The sequence below is a fragment of the Pseudomonas sp. 25 R 14 genome (genome assembly GCF_900004755.1).
In the GTDB taxonomy this organism is placed as follows: Bacteria; Pseudomonadota; Gammaproteobacteria; order Pseudomonadales; family Pseudomonadaceae; genus Aquipseudomonas; species Aquipseudomonas brenneri.
Genome location: NZ_CVTS01000065.1, coordinates 344,819 through 368,714 on the forward strand (window position 1 = coordinate 344,819; position 23,896 = coordinate 368,714).

Here is a 23,896-nt window from a genome sequence, read left to right on the forward strand (position 1 = left end):
CACAGAATCACCCCCGCTGCGCCTGCGCCTCTTCATGAGCCTGGCGCAGCCGCTCCCGACTGTTAGTCAAATGCAAGCGCATCGCCGCCCGCGCCGCATCCGAATCCTGGCGGGCAATCGCCTCATAAATCTCCTCGTGTTCACGACTCAGGCGGCTCATGTAGTGCTGCTGGTCATCATGGGCCAGGCGCGCTGAATTCAGGCGGGTCCGCGGGATAATGCTGGTGCCCAGGTGCGTCATGATGTCGGTGAAGTAGCGGTTGCCGGTGGACAAGGCAATCTGCAGGTGGAACTGGAAATCCGAGGCCACCGCATCGCTGGCGTGCGCCGCACTTTCATTCAAGGCATCGAGGGCCGCGCGCATCGCCGCCAGTTGCTCGTCACTGCGGCGCTGGGCCGCGAGACCGGCGGACTCTACTTCCAGGCTAATGCGCAGCTCCAGGACCGCCAACACATCACGTAACGTCACCACCGTGGCGGGATCAATGCGAAAGCCGCTGGGGCTCGGCGTATCCAACACAAAAGTGCCGATACCATGCCGGGTCTCCACCTGCCCGGCCGCCTGCAAGCGCGAGATCGCCTCGCGCACCACCGTGCGACTGACCCCATGGGCATCCATGATCGCCGACTCGGTGGGCAACTTGTCGCCACGCTTGAGCTGGCCGTCGCGGATCTGCTCGGACAACACCGTGACCAATTCCTGGGCAAGGCTGCGGCGCTTGCGGGGAAGACGCGGGGCGGGGCTGAGGTTTTCCATGGGTAGCCAATTATCTCGATGATCCAAAGGCGCATCATAGCCCAAGCGAGTTGTACGATCACCGCTCACCATGACTTTGTACCGGGCAAAAAAATGCCCCGGCCAAAGCCGGGGCATTTTATTCAGCACGCGCCCGCAGGCTCATGCTCCGTCACTTCACCACTTTCAAGCTCGGCCGGCCAGTAGGGCGCGGCGGCTCGGAGTCCGGTGGCGGCAGGTCATCATCTTCAACTTCGATCGCTTCGTCGCCTTCAAGAGACGACTCCAGATCAAACACCATGCCCTGGCCATTCTCCCGGGCATAAATCCCCAGGATCGCGCCGATAGGCACATAGAGCGTATGCGGTACCCCGCCAAAACGCCCTTCAAAGCTGACCGCTTCATTGTCCATGTGCAGTTGACGTACGGCACTGGGCGAAACGTTCAGGACAATCTGTCCATCACTGGCAAAACCTTGTGGCACCTGCACCGCAGGAAACTCGGAATTGACCAGCATGTGCGGGGTGCAATCGTTATCCACAATCCACTCATAGAGCGCGCGGACCAGATAAGGTCGACTGGAGTTCATCAACGGCTCCTTAAGCCTTAGCGCATATCGCGTTCGACGCCAGACAGACTTGCCTGGAAAGCCTCACGCGCAAACTGGCGCTCCATGTAATCAAGCAGCGGCTTGGCAGGCCGCGGCAATTCAATGCCCAGAATCGGCAAACGCCAGAGTATGGGTAATAGGCAGCAATCGACCAGGCTTTGTTCCTCACTGAGGAAAAAAGGTTTGTCGGCAAATAACGGTGAAACGCCGGTCAGGCTCTCGCGCAATTCCTTGCGCGCCTGCACACGGGCCGCTTCTTTGCTGCGTGTATCCAGAATCAGATCCACCAGCCCACACCAGTCACGCTGGATCCGATGGATCAGCAGGCGGCTGTTGGCACGTGCCACGGGATAAACCGGCAGCAAAGGTGGATGGGGGTAACGCTCATCCAGATATTCCATCACCACGGTTGACTCCCACAGCGCCAGGTCACGATCGACCAGGGTGGGCAAGCTGCCGTAAGGGTTCACTTCGATCAGTTTCGGCGGATGACGTCCCACCTCCACACTGATGATCTCGGCGCTGACACCCTTCTCTGCGAGCACGATGCGTACTCGGTGGGAATAGTGGTCGGCGGGGTCGGAGTAACAGGCCAACCGATTGGTCACGCCCATGGCGGTCCTCCTCGCTTGTTGAAATTATCGAAAGCTCAAAAACGAGCGCGCCCAGAAAGCATCTCCCGTAACACCTGGATCAACCAGAGCGTTACCCGTTCAGAGACGTCGCTGGGCGCGCAAGATTAACAGCAATTGCCTAAGGTTGGATCAATGCACATCCTTCCAGTATTCGCGCTTGAGCAAATAAGCGAATACGAAGAAGAACGCCAGGTACAGCAACACATAGGTACCGATGCGTTGATGCTCCAGTTTGACCGGGTTGGCGGAGTACGCCAGGAAGGTCACCAGGTTCTTGACCTTCTCGTCGAACTGCTCCTCGTTCAGCGCACCGCTCTTGGGCACGATGGTCAGTTGATCACAGGCTTCATGGGTCAACGGCGTGCCGGTCAGCGGGTCATATTGCTTCTTGCCGTTTTCAACGACTTGAACCTGCTTGCATCCTACCACCTGGCGACCTTGCAGGCCGACCAGCACGTTAGGCATGCCGACGTTCGGAAAGACCTTGTTGTTCACGCCCCAAGGACGTGTCGGGTCTTCGTAGAACGACTTCAGGTAGCCATACAGCCAGTCTGTGCCACGTACGCGAGCGACCAGGGTCAGGTCAGGCGGAGCAGCACCGAACCAGGCCTTGGCATCAGCCGGTTGCATGCCGATGTTCATATGGTCGCCAATCTTGGCGCCCGTAAACACCAGGTTGCTGAGCATCAGGTCATGCGGGATGCCCAGGTCATCGGCAACGCGCTCGTAACGCTGGAACTTGGCGCTGTGGCAGCCCATGCAGTAGTTGGCGAACGTACGGGCGCCGTCTTGCATGGCCGCCTTGTCAGAAACGTCGATGTCGACTTTTTCCAGTTCAACACCTGCACCGGAAGCAAAGGACAGGGCCGGCAGGGCAGCAAGAATCAATGCAGCGAATAATTTTTTCATCAGCCAGTCACCCTTTCCGGAACCGGTTTTGTCTTCTCAAGCCGGGTGTAGAACGGCATCAGAATGAAGTAGGCGAAGTACAGGAAGGTGCAGACCTGCGACAGCAACGTACGCTCAGGGGTTGGCGCCAGTACGCCCAGCACGCCCAGGATCACGAACGAGATGCAGAACACCCACAGCCAGATCTTGCTCAGCCAGCCTTTGTAGCGCATGGACTTGACCGGGCTACGGTCGAGCCACGGCAACACGAACAGCACGGCAATGGCTGCACCCATGGCAATCACGCCCATGAGCTTGTCGGGAATCGCCCGCAAAATGGCGTAGAACGGGGTGAAGTACCAGACCGGGGCAATGTGTTCCGGGGTCTTGAAGGCGTTCGCCTGTTCGAAGTTCGGTTTTTCGAGGAAATAGCCGCCCATTTCCGGGAAGAAGAACACAATCGAGCAGAACACAAACAGGAACACCACTACGCCGACGATATCTTTGACGGTGTAGTAAGGGTGGAAAGGAATGCCGTCCAGCGGAATGCCGTTCTCGTCCTTGTGCTTCTTGATGTCCACGCCATCCGGGTTGTTCGAGCCCACTTCGTGCAGCGCCAGGATGTGCAGTACCACCAGGCCGAGAATCACGATCGGCAAGGCCACCACATGCAAGGCAAAGAAGCGGTTCAGGGTGATGCCGGAGATCAGGTAATCACCACGGATCCACTGGGTCAGGTCGTTGCCGATGACCGGAATCGCGCCAAACAGCGAGATGATCACCTGGGCACCCCAGTAGGACATCTGGCCCCAAGGCAGCAGGTAGCCCATGAAGGCCTCTGCCATCAGCGCCAGGTAGATCAGCATGCCGAACACCCACACCAGCTCACGTGGCTTCTGGTACGAGCCGTAGAGCAAGCCACGGAACATGTGCAGATAGACCACGATAAAGAACGCCGAAGCGCCAGTGGAGTGCAGCAGACGCAGGATCGAGCCGTACTCGACGTCACGCATGATGTATTCGACGGAAGCAAACGCCTCTTCTGCCGACGGGGTGTAGCTCATGGTCAGCCAGACACCGGTAACGATCTGGTTGACCAGCACCAGCAGTGCCAGGGAGCCAAAGAAGTAGAAGAAGTTAAAGTTCTTCGGCGCGTAATACTTGCTGAGATGGTCTTCCCACATTTTGGTGGCGGGGAAGCGCGCATCCACCCAATCCATGAACTTGCTCATTACGCGCTCTCCTTATCGACACCAATGACAATAACGTCGTCAGATTCGTAGTTGTGCGGCGGAACCGGCAGGTTCAACGGGGCAGGCTGGGACTTGTAGACGCGACCGGCCAGGTCGTAGTGGGAACCGTGGCAAGGGCAGAAATAACCGCCAACCCAGTCCTTGCCCAGATCCACAGGCGCGACTTCCGGGCGGAAGGTCGGCGAGCAACCCAGGTGCGTGCAAAGACCGACCAGCAGCAGAATTTCTGGCTTGATCGAACGCGCTTCGTTTTGGGCGTAGGCGGGTTGCTCGGAATTCTTGGACTCGGGGTCAGACAGCTGGCCCTCGATCTTCTTCAGATTCCCCAGGATTTCCTCGGTACGACGAACGATGAATACTGGCTGGCCGCGCCATTCAGCAATCATCTGCTGGCCTGGCTCGATCTTGCTGACATTCACCTTCACCGGTGCACCTGCGGCTTTCGCCTTGGCACTGGGAAACCATGACCCCACGAACGGGACCGCAGCCCCCACCGCTCCTGCAGCACCCACCACGGATGTGGCTGCTACCAAGAAGCGACGCCGGCCTGCATTCACGCCGTCATTGCTCATTCAGTCCTCTCCCATCAGCTTTTTGGCCTGTTAAATCAGGCGTCTACTAAGTATTAAATCTGAACTTATAAAAATTTTGCCGAATGGTAATGAAAAGCCCCACCTCTGACAAGGTAATTACCCGAAGCCCAAGCTCCAAGCCTTGTAGTATAGGGGGTCTACGGATGTGGCAAGTTGTCACACAGAAAAAACCTGCATAAAACGCGGGCAATAAAAAACGCCCAGCTCCGTGAGGAGGCTGGGCGTTTTTGTGGAACGTAAAGCGAATTAACGCTTCGAGTACTGCGGACGCTTACGCGCTTTACGCAGACCGACTTTCTTACGTTCAACTTCACGGGCATCGCGAGTCACGAAGCCAGCTTTGCGCAGAGCGCCGCGCAGGGTTTCGTCGTACTGCATCAGAGCGCGAGTGATACCGTGGCGGATTGCGCCAGCTTGACCACTTACACCGCCACCGATAACGGTGACGTAGATGTCGAACTTTTCAACGGTCTCGGTCAGTTCCAGCGGCTGACGAACTACCATGCGGGCAGTTTCGCGACCGAAGAAATTTTCCAGAGTGCGGTTGTTGATCGAAATGTTACCAGTGCCCGGACGCAGGAAAACGCGTGCGGTTGCGGTTTTGCGACGGCCAGTGCCGTAATTTTGAGTCGCCGACATAATGAACTATTCCGTTAAAACTTCAGTTCTTGGGGCTGCTGAGCAGCATGAGGGTGAGCAGCGCCCGCATAGACTTTCAGCTTGCGATACATGTCGCGACCCAGTGGGCCCTTCGGCAGCATACCTTTAACCGCGATCTCGATCGGGGCTTCAGGCTTCTTGGCAATCAGGCCTTCGAAGTTCGAAGACTTGATACCGCCTGGGAAACCGGAGTGACGGTAGTACATTTTGTCGCTTGCTTTGTTGCCGGTTACACGAACCTGCTCAGCGTTGATGATCACGATGTAGTCACCGGTATCAACGTGAGGGGTGTACTCAGGCTTGTGCTTGCCACGCAGACGGCTGGCGACTTCAGTGGCCAGACGACCCAGGGTCTGACCAGCGGCGTCGACGACAAACCAGTCGCGCTGAACTGTTTCCGGTTTTGCAGTAAAAGTTGTCATTCTTTAATAGCCTCAGGGGCCGCCCTGTAAATTAGACGGCGGATCTTACTGAATAGTGCGTACTTTGACAAGTCAAAGGCAGCCGGATACAGACGCTATCGGGGGCTCGGGTCAGCGCGTCCGTTCAACGGCAAGATTCTTCGGCAGGCGGCGCATCACTTCCACTGCAGAAAGAGGTGGGCAATTATGCAGATTGCGAAAAAAAATTCAACCTGCTTTTATGATTGTTTTGCCGAAGGAGCACCCAATGAAGTATCGACAGCTGGGCCGGACCGATCTGAACGTGAGCGAGATCTGCCTCGGGACCATGACCTGGGGTGAGCAGAATACCGAGGCAGAGGCCTTCGCCCAGATCGAACGGGCCAAAGGCGCGGGGATCAACTTCCTCGATACCGCCGAAATGTACCCGGTGCCGCCCAAGGCCGACACCTATGCCACCACCGAGCGCTACATTGGCAATTACTTCAAGAGCCGAGGCGACCGCGCCGACTGGATCCTCGCCAGCAAGATCGCCGGCCCCGGCAATACCATCGACTACATCCGCGATGGCCAGCTCAAGCACAACCGCAAACATATCGTCGAGGCCCTGGATGCCAGCCTCAAGCGCCTGCAGACCGACTGGATCGACCTGTACCAACTGCACTGGCCGGAGCGCAGCACCAACTTCTTCGGGCAATTGAGCTACAAGCACAAGGATGAGCCCGACCTGACGCCGCTGGAAGAAACCCTTGAAGCGCTCGATGAACAGGTCAAGGCCGGCAAGATCCGGCATATCGGCCTATCCAACGAAACGCCGTGGGGCACCATGAAGTTCCTGGCCCTGGCCGAGGCCCGTGGCTGGACCCGCGCGGCGTCGATCCAGAACCCTTACAACCTGCTCAACCGTAGCTTTGAAGTAGGCCTGGCGGAGATTGCCATCCGTGAACAATGTGGCTTGCTGGCGTATTCGCCGTTGGCCTTCGGCATGCTCAGCGGCAAATACGAAGGCGGTGCACGGCCGGCCAAGGGGCGCTTGAGCCTGTACAGCCGCTTCAGTCGCTACTTCAACCCGCAGTCGGAAGCGGCGTGCAGCCGTTATGTGGCCCTGGCCCGCGAGCACGGCCTGGACCCGGCGCAGATGGCCCTGGCGTTTGTGACGCAACAGCCGTTTGTGACCAGCAATATCATTGGTGCGACGACGCTTGCGCAATTGGATAGCAATATCGCGAGTGCCGAGCTGAAGCTGTCGAAAGAGGTGTTGGAGGGGATTGAGGCGATTCAGAAGGATCATCCCAACCCTGCGCCTTGATTGATCTTTAAGCCGCCTTCGCGAGCAAGCCCGCTCCCACATTCGACTGCATTCCAAAGATGGAACTCGGTCGAATGTGGGAGCGGGCTTGCTCGCGAAGAGGCCCTCAAAAACACTACAGATTCAAAGCGCCCGCGCAATGATCTCCTTCATGATCTCGTTGGTCCCCGCATAAATGCGCTGCACCCGCGCATCCGCCCAGGCCCGGGCAATCGGGTATTCCCACATATAGCCGTAGCCGCCGTGCAACTGCACACACTCATCGAGCACCTTGCATTGCAGGTCGGTGGTCCAATACTTGGCCATCGCCGCCGTGGGCACATCCAGCTTGCCTTGCAGATGCAACTCCAGACACTTGTCGACAAACACCCGGCCGATCTGCACCTCGGTGGCAATCTCCGCCAGTTTGAAACGGGTGTTCTGGAAGTCCGCAATCGCCTTGCCAAACGCCTTGCGCTCGCGGGTGTAGTCCAACGTCCACTGCAATGCAGCTTCGGCCGAGGCCAGGGCGCCGATGGCCACGGTCAGGCGCTCCTGGGGCAGCTCCTGCATCAGGTAGGCAAAGCCCATCCCGGCCTGGCCCAACAGGTTCTCCTTGGGTACGCGTACATCCTGGAAGAACAGCTCGGAGGTGTCCTGGGCCTTCATCCCGACCTTCTCCAGGCGCTTGCCCTTGTCGAAGCCCGGCGTATTGGCCTCGACCAGGAACAGGCTGGTGCCCTTGGCGCCCGCCTTGGGGTCGGTCTTGGCCACCACAATCACCAGGTCCGCCAGGAAACCGTTGGTAATAAAGGTCTTGGAGCCATTGATCACATATTCGTCGCCATCCAGCACCGCGGTGGTCTTGACCCCTTGCAGGTCGGACCCGGCGCCCGGCTCGGTCATGGCAATCGCCGTGACCATCTCCCCGGAGACCAGCTTGGGCAAATACTTGTGTTTGAGCACCTCGCTGCCGTAATGCAGGATATACGGCGCAACAATGTCCGAATGCAGAGAAAAACCGATCCCGGTCAGGCCCAGCCGGCCAACTTCTTCAATCACCACGGTGCTGTAGAGAAAGTCCGCGCCCAGGCCGCCGTACTCTTCCGGCAGATGGGAACAGAGCATGCCCGCCTCCCCCGCCTTGCTCCACAGGTTGCGATCAATATGCCCCTGCTTCTCCCATTGCGAGTGGAACGGCACCGCGTCTTTTTCGAGGAAGGTGCGCACGCTCTGGCGAAAGAGTTCGTGCTCCGAGCTGAACAAGGTTCTGGGAATCATGGGTCACCTGCGTCGATTGTCAGACAAAAACAAGATCACAGAGCCTAAGCTGCACGGCCGTCACAGGACACTGGACACATGCGACAAAAAATAAGACGATCCAGCCGTTAGTTGACCACTTTCCCCTATAAGAATAATCGAAATTATGTCTAGCCTCGTCTCCACGCCCCTGCGGCGCGTCAGCATTTTGGCCATTGATCGGGTGTTTGCTTCAACCCTCATGCAAGCCAAGGATTTCTTCCACCTCGCCAGCCTGCGTTACGGCAAACAACTAGGCCAGGGCCTCACCCCAGCCTTTGAAACCCGTCTGGTGAGCCCCGACGGGCAATCGGTACGCAGCTTCAGCGATGTGATCATGCCGGTGGACGGCGGCCTGGAAAACGCCGACATCATTGTGTTGCCGGCCTTCTGGGATGACTTCGACGCCCTGAGCAAACGCTACCCGCAGATCCTGCCATGGCTGCGCGAGCAGCATGCCCGGGGTGCAGTGCTCTGTGGCGAGGCCACCGGAGTCTTCTGGCTCGCCGAAGCCGGCCTGCTCGATGGCAAGGAGGCGACCACCTACTGGCGCTTCTTCAGTGCCTTCAGCGAGCGTTTCCCCAAGGTCCAGCTCAATCAGGACAAGCACCTGACCGACGCCGACAACCTGTACTGCGCCGGCGGCACCACCTCGGCCTGCGACCTCTACATCTATCTGATCGAGCGTTTCTGCGGCGCCAACATCGCCCAGGCCGTGGCCCGCGACATTCTCTACGAAGTGCAGCGCAGCTACGCGCCGGGACGCATCGGTTTTGGCGGGCAGAAGCTGCACCAGGACGTGATCATCCTGCAGATCCAGCACTGGCTTGAAGAGCACTTCGCCGACAAGTTCCGCTTTGAAGACGTCGCCCGCGAACACGGCATGAGCATCCGCAACTTCATGCGCCGGTTCCAGACCGCGACCGGCGACAAGCCGCTGCACTACCTGCAACGCCTGCGGATCGAGACGGCCAAGGGCTTGTTGTCGGGCAGCCGCAAGAGCATCAAGACCATCAGCTATGAAGTGGGTTATGACGACGCGAGCTTCTTTGCGCGACTGTTCAGGCAGCACACGGAGTTGTCGCCGAACCAGTATCGCCAGCAGTTCCAGCAGGCCGCCTAACTAAAGCCGGGCACAATCAAATGTGGGAGCAAGCCCGCTCCCACATTTTGGTTCGGTGTTTGCCTAAGGCTTGTGCGCCCGCGCCAGGAACTCGTGGGATTGCATTTCCAGCAAGCGGCTCAAGGTCCGCTGGAATTCGAAGTTCAAGCGACCGCCAGTGTAGAGGTCCTTGAGTTCGACTTCGGCCGAGATGATCAGCTTGACGTTACGGTCGTAGAACTCATCGACCATGTTGATAAAGCGCCGGGCGATGTCGTCGGTGGTCACGCTCATTTGCTCGACGCCGCTCAAGATCACCGCATGGAAGATCTTGCCCAGTTCGATGTAGTCGTTCTGGCTGCGCGGGCCGTCGCACAGTTCGCGAAAGTCGAACCAGGCCACGTCGTCACAGGTACGCAGGGCAATGATCTGGCGATTTTCGATCATCAACTTATCGTTTTCCACCGCCTGGGTGCATTCCGGCGTCAGCGCGCGAAAGCTCTTGCGCAGGCTTTCGTGGGCCGCTTCGTCGAGGGGGAAGTGGAACAGCTCGGCTTGCTCAAGGTGACGCAGGCGGTAGTCGACGCCGCTGTCGACGTTGACGATATCGGTGTGCTGCTTGATCAGCGCGATGGCCGGCAGGAAGCGCGCGCGTTGCAGGCCGTCCTTGTAGAGGCCGTCGGGCACGATGTTCGAGGTGGCGACCAGGGTTACGCCGTTGCGGAACAGCTCTTCCATCAAGGTGCCAAGGATCATCGCGTCGGTAATATCGGACACGAAGAACTCATCGAAGCAGATCACCCGGGCTTCCTGGGAGAAACGCTTGGCGATGATGGTCAGCGGGTTTTTCTCGCCATGCAGGGTCTTCATCTCTTCATGCACACGCTTCATAAAGCGGTGGAAGTGCGTGCGCGATTTTTCCTTGAACGGCAGCGCTTCGAAGAAGGTATCGACCAGGTATGTCTTGCCCCGGCCCACGCCCCCCCAGAAATACAGGCCCTTGACCGGCACCAGGTCTTTCTTGCCAAACAACTTGCTGAGCATCCCGGGCTTGCTCTGCGAGGCCGCGACCAGGTCTTCGTACAGGCGCTGCAAATGGCGCACCGCCGTTTCCTGGGCCGCATCATGGAAGAAGTCGGGGCGCTTCAGATCAGCTTGATATCGTTCTAGGGGCGTCATAATTTCGTTAGCAAGGCAACAAAAACGGGCCGTCACTGTAACGACGGCCCCGGATAATGGCAATCAACCCTTGGTCGGGTCAGTCCTCGATGGGCGTCAACGCCACGCGCACGGCTTCGATGGCGGCATCCCGCGCAGCGGCGTCGGCGAAGGCCGGGCTGTCGGCGACACACGCGCCGTCGAGCCACACACTGAAGCTTGAGGCTTCACTGCGCACATCCAGCGCCTGGCCAGACTGCAGCTGCTTGGTCGCAACGCCCGCCGCCTTGCCGTCGGCGAAGTTGCGCGACAGCAGCAACTGCTCGCCATCAGCCGCCAGCAGGCGGAAGCGGAAGCTGCCGTCGTCTTCACGAAAGCTCACAAAGCGTGCGGCCTTCACCGCCTTCTTCTTGGTGCTGACTGCCTCGGCGGCCTGGTTGACGAACGAGCGCAGGCCCACGGCTTCACGCAGCTCTTGCAGGAACGGACCGGCAACGGCACGGGCTTTCTTGGCGCCGACCAGCAGCAGGTCTTCCATGTCCGAGGGGCGCGACATCAATTGATGGTAACGCTCGCGGGCTTCACCCAACTGATCGTCCAGCAACTGGAACAGGCGGTTCTTCGCCTCGCCCCAGCCCAGGCCGTCGAGCAGTTCGCTGCGCAGTTGCCGCTCCTGCTCCGCAGTGGCAAACGCCTGGTACAAGGTGAACAGGTGCGAGTTATCCGGATCCTTGGCCTCACCCGGCGCGCGGGAGTCGGTGACGATCCGCGAGATCGCGTCCTTCATGTCCTTGGCGCTGGTGAACAACGGGATGGTGTTGTCGTAGCTTTTCGACATCTTGCGTCCATCCAGGCCCGGCAAGGTGGCGACGCTTTCTTCGATCAACGCCTCGGGCATGGTGAAGAACTCACGGCCCTTGCCAAACAGATGGTTGAAACGCTGGCCGATATCACGGGCCATTTCCACGTGCTGGATCTGGTCGCGGCCGACCGGCACCTTGTGCGCGTTGAACATCAGGATGTCCGCCGCCATCAGCACCGGGTAGCTGTACAGGCCCATGCTGATCCCTGCATCCGGGTCTTCGCCGTTTTCCAGGTTCTTGTCCACCGAGGCCTTGTAGGCGTGGGCGCGGTTGAGCAGGCCCTTGGCCGCGACGCAGGTCAGCAGCCAGGTCAGCTCGGGAATTTCCGGGATGTCGGACTGACGATAGAACGTCACCCGGTTCACATCCAGGCCACCGGCCAGCCAGGTCGCGGCGATTTCCATACGCGAGCGCTGGATGCGCTGCGGGTCATCGCACTTGATCAGGGCGTGGTAGTCGGCCAGGAAGTAGAACGAATCGGCATTGGCATCCTGGCTGGCGAGGATCGCCGGGCGGATGGCACCGGCGTAGTTGCCCAGGTGCGGTGTGCCGGTGGTGGTGATGCCGGTGAGGATACGGGTACGAGTCGTCATGGGTAATCGCTTATCAGACTGCTATCAATTCGAAAGGCGCGGCAGGACCAGATCCTTGAGATCAGTCAGCTTGCCATGGAAAAAGTGTCCACATTCTGCCACTTTCAGCAGTTCATGGGGGCGTTTGAGGGCCGCGGACCAGTCGTAGACGGCCTGCGGGTCGACCACTTCGTCGGTTTCCGGCTGGATCAGGGTCAACGGGCAGTCCTGTGGCAGCACGTCCTCATCACGCAAACGCATGACCGCCGCTGCCACCATGAACAGGTGCGCGAGTTTTTCGCCCTTGGCTTCCAGGCGTCCGCCGAGGCTTGCGGCAACAAATCCACCGAACGAGAAACCCAACAAGGTGATGGGCAGGTCCGGGTGCTTTTCACGCAGCCAACCGGCCGCCGCTTGCGCATCGTCCACTTCACCGGTGCTCATGTCATGGGTACCGGCACTGGCACCCACGCCACGGTAATTGAAACGCAATGTGATCAAACCGGCATCGCGAGCGGTGCGTTGCAAGGTCGATACGACTTTATTAAGCATGGTGCCGCCCTGCACCGGGTTGGGGTGGCAGATCAGCGCCAGGCCACGTGGCTCGGGGTGATCCAGATACAGGGCTTCCAATTGGCCTACCGGGCCATCGATCAAAACGGGGGTTTCACGCATGAGCAAGGAATGAACTCCGTGACCTCTCAAGGGGTCGACTCGTCTAGCTAAAAGTCTGTGCATGGCATCATTGCGAGCTTAATCGCGGTATACAGCGCAGGTTTGAGCCGTTAACGTAAAGCAAAGCCGTTTATAGAGGAAGGACTCGTGGAACACTCGCTCTTAGTTTGGTTGTTGCCGACTCTTGCCCTGGTTGCCGGTGTCGCCATTGGATTCCTGATTGCTCGCCTGCTGCCGAATGCCGCGCCTAACCGCACGCAGCGTCAGCTGGATGACATCCAGGAACGTTTTGACAGTTATCAGAACGAGGTTGTTACCCACTTCAACAGCACCGCGACCCTGGTCAAGAAGCTCACCCAGAGCTACCAGGAAGTACAGGATCACCTCGCCGATGGCGCCAACCGCCTGGCCCTGGACGACATCACCCGTCAGCGTCTGCTGGCAGCACTGCACTCCGATGCCGCGCAAGCTCCACGGGAACGCCTGACCCCACCTCGGGAAAACCAGGAGCCACCACGGGACTACGCACCCAAAACGCCGAACGCCCCCGGCATGCTGGATGAGCATTACGGCCTGAAGAAGTAAGTCGCTTTCAAGCCACAACAAAAAGCCCGGCTGATCGATGATCAGCCGGGCTTTTTGTTAAATCTACACAAACCAAATGTGGGAGCGGGCTTGCTCGCTCCCACATTGACCAAGTACAGCGCTCAGCGGCGTACCGGGCGCTTCTGCAACTTGCGCTGCAAGGTCCGGCGATGCATGCCCAACGCTCGGGCAGTCGCCGAGATATTGCCTTCATGCTCGGTCAACACACGTTGGATGTGCTCCCACTGCAGGCGGTCCACCGACATCGGGTTTTCCGGCACCAGGGTGTCGAGGTCGGCGTGCTCGGAGAGCAGCGCAGCCAGTACGTCATCCGCATCGGCCGGCTTGCACAGGTAGTTGCAGGCACCGCGCTTGATCGCCTCGACGGCGGTGGCAATGCTGGAGTAGCCGGTGAGGATCAGCACGCGCATTTCCGGGTCCAGCTCCAGCAGCTTGGGCAATAGCACCAGGCCGGAGTCGCCATCCATTTTCAGGTCCAGTGCCGCGTAGTCCGGCAGGTCGGCCTGGGCGATGGTCAGGCCCTCTTCTGCCGACCCCGCCGTGCTGACGCGAAAACCGCGCCGGCTCATGGCGCGCGCCATCACGCGGGTAAAGGTGGCATCGTCATCTACCAGCAACAGGTGCGGCAGTTCTTCGCCTTCGACTTGGATCTCGTCACTCATCGATGTCTCCTCGTGCAGCACGGGGCAGGCGCAGCTCGGTGAGCGTGCCGCCTTCCTCATGGGGGTAAAGTTTCACCGAGCCGCCAGCGCGGGTCACGCTGGCCTTGCTCAAGAACAGGCCCAGGCCGAAGCCTTTGCCCTTGGTGGTAAAGAATGGCTTGCCGATTTGTTCGGCGATGGCCAGCGGCACACCGGCGCCGTGGTCACGAATGCTGATGGTGAGGGTTTCCGAATCCCAGTCCAATTGCACTTCCAGCCCTTCCGGACAGGCGTCGGCGGCATTGTTCAACAGATTCAGCAATGCCTGGGTCAAGTCCGGCGGTGGCGCCATGCGCGGTACCGCGCCCTGCCCCAACAGATGGAAGCGATAACTGGCTTCGGGGCGCATCAGGTGCCAGCGGTTCAGTGCTTCGTGCAGCCACTGGGTGACGTCTTGCATGTCCACCGCCAGGCGCCGGTTGGCTTCGGCGGCGCGCACCAGTTGCTGCAAGGTTTGCTTGCACTGCTTGACCTGCTCCTGCAGCACGCTGAGGTCGTCCTGTAGCGCCGGGTCGTGATGGTCCTGGCGCATTTCCTTGATCAGCACGCTCATGGTCGCCAACGGCGTGCCCAGCTCATGGGCTGCGCCGGCGGCCTGGGTCGCCACTGCCAACAGTTGCTGGTCGCGCAGGCCCTCTTCGCGGCGAATAGCGCGCAGTTCTTCCTGGCGCCGCAGCTCTTCGGCCATGCGCGCGGCAAAAAAGGTGATCACCGCCGCCGACAGCGCGAAGCTCAGCCACATCCCGTAGATCTGCAGGTTTTCCCGGGCGATCGGGAAGGTTTCCAGGGGATAGAACTGCGCCAGCAGCAAGGTGTAGAGCGCCAGGGCAATACCCGACAGGATCACCGAGTAGCGCCACGGCAACGTCACGGCAGCAATGGTCAGTGGCACCAGGTAATAGGAAACGAACGGGTTGGTGGAACCACCGGAGAAATACAGCAACACACTGTGGATAAACAAGTCACAGGCCAGTTGCAGGGCATACTCCAGCTCCGTCACCGGCCACGTGGTGCGCAGGCGGATGGCCGTGAACACACACAGCACCGTGGAAAAAGCCAAGGTCACCCACAGTTGCAGCCAGGGCAACGGCAGCAGGTCAAACCAATAGGCAAGCCCCACGGAACCGGCTTGTGCGGCCAGGACCAGGGTGCGGATAAACGTCAGGCGCCAGAGGTTCTGGCGAGTGGCGGAAGTCAGTTGTACGGGGGCGAGCATGAGCTCTCCTGATGAGCGCTCCAGGCGGATCGCAAGGAGTATAAACGAAGCCAGGGTATCGACAGCGTGTGTGTGGCCCTTTGACGCAGGTCACATAATCAGGAACGCCGGACGCAAATTGACCGTTCGTCGGCATCGCGCCAAGGTGTAGAGAATTTGTAACCCGACGAACCCAAATCGCCCGTCTACAGTCTTATCGAACACGATCACCCTCAAGGAGCTTCCATGTCACGTTTCACTCGCAGTGCCGCCCTTATTGCCCTCAGCGTTGGCACCGTCGCCAGCCTGCCCGTGCTGGCTGCCGATCAACTGCACTACAACCAGATTTCCCTGCGTGCCGAAGTCAGCCAGGAAGTGGCCCGCGACCAGATGATCGTCACCCTGTACACCGAGTCCCAGAACACCGACCCGGCCAAGCTGGCCGCAGAAATCACCACCACCATGAACAAGGCGCTGGCCCAGGCCCGCGAAGTCAAAAGCGTGACCCTGCGCCAGGGCAGCCGTAACAGCTACCCGATCTACGACAACAAGAACCAGAAGATCACCGGCTGGCGTGAACGCGCCGAACTGCGCATGGAAAGCTCGGACTTCGCGGCGCTGTCCAAGCTCACCGGCGAGATGCTGACCCACCTGAAAATGGACAGCATGGACTTCGCCATCGCCAACCCGACCCGCAAAGCCAGCGAAGATGCGCTGCTCAAGGAAGCGGTCAGCGCGTTCAAGGCCCGTGCCCAACTGGCCACCGATGCGCTGGGCGGCAAGGGCTACAAGATCGTCAACCTGAACTTCAATACCAATGGTTATCCACAGCCCTACGCCCGTGGCGGCATGATGATGAAGGCCGCTGCGATGGATTCGGCGCCCACGCCTGAGGTCGAGGCCGGTACCAGCCAGGTCAGTATGTCGGCGGACGGGGTAATCGAAGTTCAGATGCCCTGATTGAGCAATACCTTAGTTGTAATAACGCTGCCTTCGGGCGGCGTTTTTTTTGCCTGTACAACAGCGCATGATTTTTCCTGAAAGCTGTAGCCATCGGCTTAAACCCAACTTACAAAGCAAACCAAATCGCAAAACCGGAACTTATCACACTCATACCACCACCAAAAATAGCATACAAAAAACCACAACAAGGACGCTGTTATTACATTAACGACCAATATAAATCTACTTACTAAAAACGAGTCAACCATGAATATAAGCCAACCTTCTGCGCCCCCTCTTACGGCCATACCTCAGCCCCCAATACATCATCGCCATACTCGAAGCATTGACAGTTCACCCGCCCCAGAAAACCAAATCAAGGACCGTATAACCGATTCAGAAGACAAAAAAACTGACGATAAACAAAAGCATATTTCGGGCGCTCCTTCCAACCCCGAAACCAGCATCTATAGTGCAACTATTTATGGCGAAAATTCGGCACCTCCACCAAATAAAAACTTTACGCTGGAAGAGCGAAAAAATCATATTGATAGCTATGCTCATCGCGTAAAAAATCAGATAAAAAATGTGGAAACCGGTAGTGAAAACGAGAGAAACGTCAAGTTCCAGAACGTTCGCCAGTTCCTCGAACCTTCGGGTTATTTCAGTGGCGGTTTGTTGGCCGCAGGATACGACCCGCATGAAAAAATCACGGCGACGTTCACCTCCTACGTCGGGAAGGGAAAACCCGAAACACTGAACAATACCTTCCAACGTACCTATTATGCGTGGGAAATTGCAGCGGGCGCCCTTGCGCACGATGAGGTTCAACGGGGAGGCCCGATAAACTTCAACTTTATGGAAATCCCGGAGAAGGACAAAAGCCTGGTTGCCGACCTGACATCGGTCGGCAAGAAACTCCAGGATCATTGGGAAAATGATTTTACCAGCCCCATAAAAAGCGGCTTTAACCTTCTGGGAGAACTGGGATTCCCAGGAGCCTCAATAGGCTCGCAACTCCTTGGAGACAGTGGCGTCACGAAAGAAATAGCGCTCCGCTCGGGGAAAGCCGACGCCTATCTGGTACGGGGAACCTTGCAGAATTTCCGAAATAACCAGGACAGCTTTGAAATCTTAAGCCCCGAAGGTAAAGAAACAATAATTCGTACCCTGGATAAAAATGGGCAAGTCATTATCCCCAACATATATGGCTACCCATTGTCCGGATATGCTTTTATTCCCTATACGCCATATGATGGTGATTACAAGAGCAGACCCACTCAGGGTTTAATGATTGATTTGAAGAACGGCAGCCTCCGTGAAATACATGGCGACAAAGAGTTTGCGACATGGGCCAAAGACAACCGTGACAACTTACTGCAGAGTTTCAACGCCCGCGACAAGCAAGGCGGCAAAGATGCTCACTGGCCCATGGCAGGTGAAGTGCTCGACAATTTGATTTCCGGTGCCAACGCCCACTACCCCGGGTATTACAGTAAATTGTCAGATCAATCCATACCGGTTTCGCAGACATTCAATTACACCAGCTCACGCGGTTCAGATTATAATTTGAAATATGGCAATCTGAATGACGGCATTGCCGAAAAATACCAGGCCGTAAACACAAAAAATGCGGCATGGGCCGACCAAACCGAGGTGTTTGGCTCCTCGCAACAAACCTGGAAGGCCGCGAAGGAGTTTTGGGGTAACACGTTCGCTTACATCCCCGGCCTTGGCAACCAGGGCAATATTGTATTTGGCACCCACGATGGCATCTATGGCATGACGGCCTCTGACCGCGTTGGTGGCAATGCTGCTGCGGTAATATCAGCCCTGCAATTGGCTCACGATGCTGCGCCGTTTGCAGCAGAGGCAAGTTTAAGTGAAGTCCCCCTCTCTTTTAACGCGCTAAAAGCCGAAGATTACAGTTGGAGATATAACTCGCAAAATAATGACTTTGAATTGGTGCGAGCGTCAGAAGCTGAGAGCGGTACCAATGAAGTGGAGACATCCAGACAGGGAAGGACAGAAACAAGTAGCGAGGCGGGTGACATTCGACCAAAACAACCTGAAACGATCAATCCATTGCGCCCCAGCCAATCGGGGCATATCAGCCAGCACGCAGTGCCAGACGGCGAGAAAGTCATCGAATATGCCGTGCGCAACGCCAAGGGTATTTATCAGGTAAAGGATCCACTAACCGGTGCAGACAGCTGGTTCATTCGCTATACCGATGCGCAGGGTATCCCTGGGGTGTATGAGATCAAAAGCGATTTCAAACTGAGCAACGGTTATGTGCAGATCATTGACCCCAAAACCAGAACACCGATAATGACCGTCCACTCATCCGGTCACGGCGAGTGGGCACCGGCCAGTGGAAAGGGCGGCATCAAATGGCCTTGGGAGCGCACCCCCTCGCCCACGCCAAGTGATGATCCGAAGTCCCCCACCACCTTTGCCAATAACTTTCTCGATCTCGATGGCAAAAAGCTTCCCTCATCTGACAGGATTGATGAGTTCCTGAAAGTCAGAGAGGGAACCCAATATGACTTCGCCGGTAGCAACTATGAAGAGAACGGAGTCATCAAAACAAAATTCCAGGTGGACTGGAGCATCGAAGACAATAACTTCGCCGTTGCACCCGGAGAAAAAGCACAACTCACGGAACACAGTTCGAACAAATATTCACCCAACTTTGTTTTGGATTTAAATCGTAATACTTATACCGTTGTCACGACAGAAAATGGGCTTCCCGTGTCTAAGCCACTGAATGCAGGGGCTGGCTCAGGCTCGGCCGAAGGCATCAGACAAGGAAGATTGCAGCAATTTGAGCAACTTATTCCTGACGCTGATCTGCGTGCCAGTATTTCCGAGGTCGCTCATCAAGGCTCTCTGGCTCCTGCCGTCACGGATCTGAGCCCGGGATCGATGCTACAAGATGGCTATTACTTCGCCGCTGACGATACTCAGTTTTATATCGTGTACGACCCAGCCAAGGACCTGACCAAGGTTCAGATTACTTCTAAGGGACATCTCTCCTACCCGGACAAAGATATCCGCAATATTCCAGGTGTGGAGGTAACGATCCGCAGGACCTTCACAATACGCAAGGGCAATGAGTTGGGCAGCCCATATCCGATCGACAAAGACGCCCCAACCAATATTGAGGTCTCCGTCGCCCCCCGGAATGAAGTGACCAGGTAACGTCCCTCTACTGGATTCACCTGCTCAAGGTACGCCAAGCCCTGGACATGGCCATCGATAAACCGGCGATTATCCAGGCGGTGTATCAAAGTGCCGGGCAATTGGCGCAGAACGCATAGCCTGCGGCCCAGTGGTCTTATGACCCCAACATCAAGGATACGCCGCACGATCCGGTCAAGTCCCGGGCGCTACTAAAAGAAGCAGGGGTTGCACCAGGTACCACCATCAACCTGTGGGCTATGACCGTGCAGCGTGCCTCCAATCCCAACGCGCGAATGTCGGCGCAGGTGTTCCAGCACGACTGGGCCAAAGTCGGGATCACCGCCAATATCATCAGCTATAAGTGGGGCGAACACATCAAGCGCGCAAAAAACGGCGAGCACGATGTGATGATTTACGGCTGGACCGGCGACAACGGTGACCCGGATAACTGGCTCGGCGTGCTCTACAATTGTGCCGCAGTCAAGGGCAGCAACTATGCAAAATGGTGTAACCCGCAGTACGACCAACGGGTGCCGAAGGCCAAGCTCAGCAGTGACCGTGACGAACGCATCAAGTGGTATCAACAGGCGCAAAAAATACTTAAGGATCAGGCACCTATAACGCCTACTGCGAACTCGACGGTTTTTCAGCCACTGCGCAAGGAAGTCCAGGACTTCAAGATCAGCCCGTTTCGGCTGACACCGCTCTACGGCGCAAGTCTGAATAAGTAACAACAACGCCCCAACCGAGTGCGCCAGACACCTTGATTGGGCCGATACGGTGCATGTCGCGCACCGAAAAAAACCCTCAAAGATGCAGTTTTGTGTCGAAAATTACATGAATGCGACATTCCTGTACGTTCGTACCACTCTTTGACGCTTGTAGCCTCTCAACATCTTGCATTGGGTATGGGGCCTGCATAAGTATCCGCAGGCCGACTCACGAGGTCGCCCTCAATTCCAAAAATGACAACAAATCATGAGGCCAACATGCTTAAACACGCAGTCATTCCGTTTTTAGTCAGCGCCGGTTTAATGGCCGCTGCACCTTTCGCCCAAGCGGCGACTAATCTGGTGTTCTGCTCCGAAGGGAGCCCGGCCGGTTTCGACCCAGGCCAGTACACCACCGGAACAGACTTCGATGCTTCGGCCGAAACCATGTTCAACCGTCTTAGCCAGTTCGAGCGCGGCGGCACCGCCGTGATTCCTGGCCTGGCCACCAAGTGGGACGTTTCCGAAGATGGCCTGACCTACACCTTCCACCTGCGCGAAGGCGTCAAGTTCCATACCACCCCATACTTCAAGCCGACGCGCGAATTCAACGCTGACGACGTGCTCTTCACCTTCAACCGGATGATCAATAAAGACGATCCATTCCGTAAGGCCTACCCCACCGAGTTCCCGTACTTCACGGACATGGGGATGGACACCAACATCAAGAACATCGAGAAAATCGACGACCACACCGTCAAGTTCACCCTTGGCACCGTGGACGCCGCGTTTATCCAGAACCTGGCCATGAGCTTCGCCTCGGTACAGTCGGCTGAATACGCCGCCCAACTGTTGAAGGACGGCAAGCCCCAGGACATCAACCAGAAACCGGTCGGCACTGGCCCGTTCGTGTTCAAGAGCTACCAGAAAGACTCCAACATCCGCTTCACCGGCAACAAGGATTACTGGAAGCCTGAAGACGTGAAGATCGACAACCTGATCTTCGCCATCACCACCGACCCGTCGGTGCGTGTGCAGAAACTCAAGAAGAACGAATGCCAGGTCACCCTCTTCCCGCGTCCGGCCGACCTCAAGGCCCTGGGCGAGGACAAGACCCTGAAACTGCCGCACCAGGCCGGTTTCAACCTGGGTTATATCGCCTACAACGTCATGCCGGTCCTCAAGGGCCAGACAGCGGCCAACCCGCTGGCCGACCTGCGCGTACGCCAGGCCCTGGACATGTCGGTCAACAAGCAGCAGATCATCGACTCGGTGTACCAGGGCGCAGGCCAGCTGGCAGTCAACGCCATGCCGCCGACTCAGTGGTCCTATGACGAGACCATCAAGGACGTCCCGCACGACGTAGCCAAGGCCAAAGAGCTGCTCAAGGAAGCCGGCGTCAAGGAAGGCACCGAGATCACCTTGTGGGCCATGCCAGTACAACGCCCGTACAACCCCAACGCCAAGCTGATGGCCGAAATGCTGCAGAACGACTGGAAGCAGATCGGCTTGAAGGTCAACATCGTCAGCTACGAGTGGGGCGAGTACATCAAGCGTTCCAAGGGCGGCGAGAACCAGGCCATGATCATCGGCTGGAGCGGTGACAATGGTGACCCGGACAACTGGCTGAACGTGCTGTTCGGCTGCGATTCCCTGGCCGGCAACAACTTCTCCAAATGGTGTGACAAGAAATTCGACGGCATTGTGAAAGAAGCCAAGGCCACCTCGGATGTCGCCAAACGCACCGAACTGTACAAACAGGCGCAACACGTCCTCAAAGATGCAGTCCCTATGACACCTATCGCGCACTCGACGGTGTATCAACCCATGCGCAACAACGTGCAGGACTTCAAGATCAGCCCATTTGGCTTGAATTCCTTCTACGGGGTGAGCGTCAGCAAGTAGTGATCTCTGGCGGCGACGTTTCATAACGTCGCCGTTATTGCATCCGCCAAGATCCTAGGAATCGGACTACATAAACAGAGGCTGCCGTCCTACAGCAGCTAACTGCCGATGTTCCGTCCAATACCTACAAGGTCTGTCCGGTTCTGCGCATTTACTGCCCCACCCTCGTTCCCTAACGTCGAGGTAGGCAAACACGCAGTTCCGATACGGTATTTGCTGTGGATGAGAGCAGTGCTTTCTCCATGCCAGGTAAGGCGTGGCGATTGTTCACTGACGAAAATGATAAACATGGATTGGGGACCGTCATGCGCCATACCACCGTTCTATCCGCAATATTGGGCACCAGCCTGTTGGCCGTCGCTTCAATGGGCCAGGCGGCCGAGAAGAAAAGCCTGGTGTTCTGCTCCGAAGGCAGCCCGGCAGGGTTCGACACCGCGCAATACACCACCGCCACCGACAACGATGCGGCCGAGCCGATCTACAACCGCCTGGTCGAGTTCGAAAAGGGTGAAACCAGCGTCGTACCTGGGCTGGCTACCAAGTGGGATATTTCACCCGATGGCCTGACCTACACCTTCCATCTGCGCGAAGGGGTGAAATTCCACAGCAACAAGGAGTTCAAGCCGACACGGGATTTCAACGCCGATGACGTGCTGTTCACCTTCAACCGCATGCTTGACCCCGACCACCCGTTTCGCAAGGCCTACCCCACCGAGTTCCCATACTTCAACGGGATGAGCCTGAACAAGAACATCGCCAAGGTCGAGAAAACCGACCCGCACACCGTGGTGATGACCCTGAACACGGTCGACGCCGCGTTTATCCAGAACATCGCCATGAGCTTCGCTGCGATCCTCTCGGCCGAATATGCCGAGCAACTGCTCAAGGCCGGCAAACCCAGCGATATCAACCAGAAGCCAATCGGCACCGGGCCGTTCGTGTTCCAGCGTTACCAGAAGGACTCGCAGATCCGTTTTGCCGGCAACAAGCAATATTGGGACCCAAGCAAGGTCAAGCTCGACCAACTGATTTTCGCCATCAACACCGACGCTTCGGTGCGGGTACAGAAGCTCAAGGCCAATGAATGCCAGGTCACCCTGCATCCACGCCCCGCCGATGTCGACGCCCTCAAGGCCGACCCGAACCTGCAACTGCTGACCAAGCCTGGCTTCAACCTCGGCTACATTGCCTATAACGTGCGGCATAAACCCTTCGACCAGCTCGAAGTGCGCCAGGCGCTGGACATGGCGGTGAACAAGCAGAGCATCCTCAATGCCGTGTACCAGGGCGCGGGCCAACTGGCGGTCAACGCCATGCCACCGACCCAGTGGTCCTACGACGACACCATCAAGGACGCCGCCTACAACCCGGAAAAAGCCAAGGAATTGCTCAAGGCCGCCGGCGTCAAGGAAGGCACCGAAATCACCTTGTGGGCCATGCCGGTGCAGCGCCCGTACAACCCCAACGCCAAACTGATGGCCGAAATGCTGCAAAACGACTGGGCCAAGATCGGCCTCAAGGTCAAGATCGTCAGCTATGAGTGGGGCGAGTACATCAAGCGCACCAAGAACGGCGAACACGACATCAGCCTGATTGGCTGGACCGGCGACAACGGTGACCCGGACAACTGGCTGGGTACCCTCTACAGCTGCGACGCCATCGGCGGGAACAACTACTCGATGTGGTGTGACCCGGCGTACGACAAGCTGATCAAGCAAGCCAAGGTCGTCACCGACCGAGAACAACGGACTGTTCTGTACAAACAGGCGCAGCAACTGCTCAAGCAGCAGGTGCCGATCACGCCTGTCGCCCACTCGACGGTCAACCAACCGTTAAGCACCAAGGTCGAAGGTTTCAAAGTGAGCCCCTTCGGCCGCAACGTGTTCTCGGGCGTCAGTATCACCCCATAAGAAAATAA

The 23,896-nt window shown here is 57.6% G+C and carries 21 protein-coding genes and 1 pseudogene; 8 read left to right on the forward strand and 14 right to left on the reverse strand.

Annotation, left to right across the window (positions count from 1 at the left end; genetic code table 11):
• Window positions 1–7 precede the first annotated feature (7 nt).
• From BFQ03_RS24835 to rplM, 8 genes are all read right to left on the reverse strand, one after another.
• Window positions 8–757, reverse strand: coding sequence for a FadR/GntR family transcriptional regulator (locus BFQ03_RS24835; RefSeq protein ID WP_032860117.1), 750 nt, complete (start codon window positions 755–757; stop codon window positions 8–10).
• 151 nt (window positions 758–908) lie between these two features.
• A complete protein-coding gene (locus tag BFQ03_RS24840; RefSeq protein WP_032860118.1) occupies window positions 909–1,325 on the reverse strand; it encodes a ClpXP protease specificity-enhancing factor in 417 nt (138 codons plus the stop codon).
• 17 nt (window positions 1,326–1,342) lie between these two features.
• Complete coding sequence (locus tag BFQ03_RS24845) at window positions 1,343–1,960, reverse strand: glutathione S-transferase N-terminal domain-containing protein (RefSeq protein ID WP_027604841.1); 618 nt, start codon at window positions 1,958–1,960, stop codon at window positions 1,343–1,345.
• A gap of 150 nt (window positions 1,961–2,110) precedes the next feature.
• Window positions 2,111–2,890, reverse strand: coding sequence for a cytochrome c1 (locus BFQ03_RS24850; RefSeq protein ID WP_032860119.1), 780 nt, complete (start codon window positions 2,888–2,890; stop codon window positions 2,111–2,113).
• Entirely contained in the window at window positions 2,890–4,101 is a 1,212-nt protein-coding gene (locus BFQ03_RS24855) for a cytochrome b (RefSeq protein ID WP_003188526.1), read from the reverse strand. Before BFQ03_RS24855 ends, BFQ03_RS24850 begins: the two co-directional genes overlap by 1 nt.
• Window positions 4,101–4,694 (reverse strand): ubiquinol-cytochrome c reductase iron-sulfur subunit, encoded by a 594-nt coding sequence (gene petA, locus BFQ03_RS24860; protein ID WP_032860120.1) that lies wholly within the window; start codon window positions 4,692–4,694, stop codon window positions 4,101–4,103. The genes BFQ03_RS24855 and petA overlap by 1 nt, the downstream gene beginning before the upstream one ends.
• 267 nt (window positions 4,695–4,961) lie before the next feature.
• On the reverse strand, window positions 4,962–5,354 hold the full coding sequence (gene rpsI, locus BFQ03_RS24865) for a 30S ribosomal protein S9 (RefSeq protein ID WP_003216038.1): 393 nt from the start codon (window positions 5,352–5,354) through the stop codon (window positions 4,962–4,964).
• Window positions 5,355–5,368: 14 nt separating this feature from the next.
• Window positions 5,369–5,797: a 50S ribosomal protein L13 gene (rplM, locus tag BFQ03_RS24870; protein ID WP_029291908.1), complete on the reverse strand. Its 429-nt coding sequence runs from the start codon at window positions 5,795–5,797 to the stop codon at window positions 5,369–5,371.
• Between the two features lie 247 nt (window positions 5,798–6,044).
• On the opposite strand from rplM, the gene BFQ03_RS24875 reads away from it, so the two are divergent.
• Window positions 6,045–7,085: an NADP(H)-dependent aldo-keto reductase gene (locus BFQ03_RS24875; protein ID WP_065944215.1), complete on the forward strand. Its 1,041-nt coding sequence runs from the start codon at window positions 6,045–6,047 to the stop codon at window positions 7,083–7,085.
• A 123-nt stretch (window positions 7,086–7,208) separates the two neighbouring features.
• On the opposite strand, the gene BFQ03_RS24880 is transcribed toward BFQ03_RS24875, so the two are convergent.
• Entirely contained in the window at window positions 7,209–8,345 is a 1,137-nt protein-coding gene (locus BFQ03_RS24880; RefSeq protein ID WP_032860122.1) for an acyl-CoA dehydrogenase family protein, read from the reverse strand.
• Window positions 8,346–8,565: 220 nt separating this feature from the next.
• On the opposite strand from BFQ03_RS24880, the gene BFQ03_RS24885 reads away from it, so the two are divergent.
• Window positions 8,566–9,486: a GlxA family transcriptional regulator gene (locus BFQ03_RS24885; protein ID WP_175403919.1), complete on the forward strand. Its 921-nt coding sequence runs from the start codon at window positions 8,566–8,568 to the stop codon at window positions 9,484–9,486.
• A gap of 63 nt (window positions 9,487–9,549) precedes the next feature.
• Here BFQ03_RS24885 and zapE read toward each other — a convergent pair whose 3' ends face one another.
• From zapE to BFQ03_RS24900, 3 genes are all read right to left on the reverse strand, one after another.
• Complete coding sequence (gene zapE, locus BFQ03_RS24890; RefSeq protein ID WP_032860124.1) at window positions 9,550–10,644, reverse strand: cell division protein ZapE; 1,095 nt, start codon at window positions 10,642–10,644, stop codon at window positions 9,550–9,552.
• A gap of 79 nt (window positions 10,645–10,723) precedes the next feature.
• The gene (locus BFQ03_RS24895) at window positions 10,724–12,079 is read right to left on the reverse strand and encodes a tryptophan--tRNA ligase (protein WP_065944217.1); all 1,356 of its coding nucleotides are present in this window, start codon (window positions 12,077–12,079) and stop codon (window positions 10,724–10,726) included.
• 24 nt (window positions 12,080–12,103) lie between these two features.
• A complete protein-coding gene (locus tag BFQ03_RS24900) occupies window positions 12,104–12,733 on the reverse strand; it encodes an alpha/beta hydrolase (protein WP_032860126.1) in 630 nt (209 codons plus the stop codon).
• Window positions 12,734–12,880: 147 nt separating this feature from the next.
• Here BFQ03_RS24900 and BFQ03_RS24905 point away from each other — a divergent pair, with 147 nt between their 5' ends.
• Window positions 12,881–13,318, forward strand: coding sequence for a Z-ring associated ZapG family protein (locus tag BFQ03_RS24905; protein WP_032860127.1), 438 nt, complete (start codon window positions 12,881–12,883; stop codon window positions 13,316–13,318).
• 122 nt (window positions 13,319–13,440) lie between these two features.
• Here BFQ03_RS24905 and BFQ03_RS24910 read toward each other — a convergent pair whose 3' ends face one another.
• On the reverse strand, window positions 13,441–14,001 hold the full coding sequence (locus BFQ03_RS24910; protein WP_029291924.1) for a response regulator transcription factor: 561 nt from the start codon (window positions 13,999–14,001) through the stop codon (window positions 13,441–13,443).
• Window positions 13,994–15,256, reverse strand: coding sequence for an ATP-binding protein (locus BFQ03_RS24915; protein WP_032860128.1), 1,263 nt, complete (start codon window positions 15,254–15,256; stop codon window positions 13,994–13,996). The genes BFQ03_RS24910 and BFQ03_RS24915 overlap by 8 nt, the downstream gene beginning before the upstream one ends.
• 225 nt (window positions 15,257–15,481) lie before the next feature.
• Here BFQ03_RS24915 and BFQ03_RS24920 point away from each other — a divergent pair, with 225 nt between their 5' ends.
• The 5 genes and pseudogenes from BFQ03_RS24920 (at window position 15,482) to BFQ03_RS24940 (ending at window position 23,888) form a co-directional block, all read left to right on the forward strand.
• Window positions 15,482–16,195 carry an SIMPL domain-containing protein gene (locus tag BFQ03_RS24920; RefSeq protein ID WP_032860129.1) on the forward strand — a complete coding sequence of 238 codons (714 nt, stop codon included), beginning with the start codon at window positions 15,482–15,484 and terminating at the stop codon, window positions 16,193–16,195.
• 249 nt (window positions 16,196–16,444) lie between these two features.
• Window positions 16,445–19,381: a hypothetical protein gene (locus BFQ03_RS24925; protein ID WP_032860130.1), complete on the forward strand. Its 2,937-nt coding sequence runs from the start codon at window positions 16,445–16,447 to the stop codon at window positions 19,379–19,381.
• Between the two features lie 23 nt (window positions 19,382–19,404).
• Window positions 19,405–20,094, forward strand: a pseudogene (locus BFQ03_RS24930) (ABC transporter substrate-binding protein); the annotation flags it as partial.
• A gap of 258 nt (window positions 20,095–20,352) precedes the next feature.
• Window positions 20,353–21,978, forward strand: coding sequence for an ABC transporter substrate-binding protein (locus BFQ03_RS24935; RefSeq protein ID WP_032860131.1), 1,626 nt, complete (start codon window positions 20,353–20,355; stop codon window positions 21,976–21,978).
• Window positions 21,979–22,283: 305 nt separating this feature from the next.
• Window positions 22,284–23,888: an ABC transporter substrate-binding protein gene (locus tag BFQ03_RS24940; RefSeq protein ID WP_065944218.1), complete on the forward strand. Its 1,605-nt coding sequence runs from the start codon at window positions 22,284–22,286 to the stop codon at window positions 23,886–23,888.
• Window positions 23,889–23,896: the final 8 nt, after the last annotated feature.

What these genes read in the sequence shown, in the direction of transcription:
- BFQ03_RS24835 (WP_032860117.1), bottom strand. Translation starts at nt 757, where the DNA reads ATGGAAAACCTCAGCCCCGCCCCGCGTCTTCCCCGCAAGCGCCGCAGC.
- BFQ03_RS24840 (WP_032860118.1), bottom strand. Translation starts at nt 1,325, where the DNA reads ATGAACTCCAGTCGACCTTATCTGGTCCGCGCGCTCTATGAGTGGATT.
- BFQ03_RS24845 (WP_027604841.1), bottom strand. Translation starts at nt 1,960, where the DNA reads ATGGGCGTGACCAATCGGTTGGCCTGTTACTCCGACCCCGCCGACCAC.
- BFQ03_RS24850 (WP_032860119.1), bottom strand. Translation starts at nt 2,890, where the DNA reads ATGAAAAAATTATTCGCTGCATTGATTCTTGCTGCCCTGCCGGCCCTG.
- BFQ03_RS24855 (WP_003188526.1), bottom strand. Translation starts at nt 4,101, where the DNA reads ATGAGCAAGTTCATGGATTGGGTGGATGCGCGCTTCCCCGCCACCAAA.
- petA (WP_032860120.1), bottom strand. Translation starts at nt 4,694, where the DNA reads ATGAGCAATGACGGCGTGAATGCAGGCCGGCGTCGCTTCTTGGTAGCA.
- rpsI (WP_003216038.1), bottom strand. Translation starts at nt 5,354, where the DNA reads ATGTCGGCGACTCAAAATTACGGCACTGGCCGTCGCAAAACCGCAACC.
- rplM (WP_029291908.1), bottom strand. Translation starts at nt 5,797, where the DNA reads ATGACAACTTTTACTGCAAAACCGGAAACAGTTCAGCGCGACTGGTTT.
- BFQ03_RS24875 (WP_065944215.1), top strand. Translation starts at nt 6,045, where the DNA reads ATGAAGTATCGACAGCTGGGCCGGACCGATCTGAACGTGAGCGAGATC.
- BFQ03_RS24880 (WP_032860122.1), bottom strand. Translation starts at nt 8,345, where the DNA reads ATGATTCCCAGAACCTTGTTCAGCTCGGAGCACGAACTCTTTCGCCAG.
- BFQ03_RS24885 (WP_175403919.1), top strand. Translation starts at nt 8,566, where the DNA reads ATGCAAGCCAAGGATTTCTTCCACCTCGCCAGCCTGCGTTACGGCAAA.
- zapE (WP_032860124.1), bottom strand. Translation starts at nt 10,644, where the DNA reads ATGACGCCCCTAGAACGATATCAAGCTGATCTGAAGCGCCCCGACTTC.
- BFQ03_RS24895 (WP_065944217.1), bottom strand. Translation starts at nt 12,079, where the DNA reads ATGACGACTCGTACCCGTATCCTCACCGGCATCACCACCACCGGCACA.
- BFQ03_RS24900 (WP_032860126.1), bottom strand. Translation starts at nt 12,733, where the DNA reads ATGCGTGAAACCCCCGTTTTGATCGATGGCCCGGTAGGCCAATTGGAA.
- BFQ03_RS24910 (WP_029291924.1), bottom strand. Translation starts at nt 14,001, where the DNA reads ATGAGTGACGAGATCCAAGTCGAAGGCGAAGAACTGCCGCACCTGTTG.
- BFQ03_RS24915 (WP_032860128.1), bottom strand. Translation starts at nt 15,256, where the DNA reads ATGCTCGCCCCCGTACAACTGACTTCCGCCACTCGCCAGAACCTCTGG.
- BFQ03_RS24920 (WP_032860129.1), top strand. Translation starts at nt 15,482, where the DNA reads ATGTCACGTTTCACTCGCAGTGCCGCCCTTATTGCCCTCAGCGTTGGC.
- BFQ03_RS24925 (WP_032860130.1), top strand. Translation starts at nt 16,445, where the DNA reads ATGAATATAAGCCAACCTTCTGCGCCCCCTCTTACGGCCATACCTCAG.
- BFQ03_RS24935 (WP_032860131.1), top strand. Translation starts at nt 20,353, where the DNA reads ATGCTTAAACACGCAGTCATTCCGTTTTTAGTCAGCGCCGGTTTAATG.
- BFQ03_RS24940 (WP_065944218.1), top strand. Translation starts at nt 22,284, where the DNA reads ATGCGCCATACCACCGTTCTATCCGCAATATTGGGCACCAGCCTGTTG.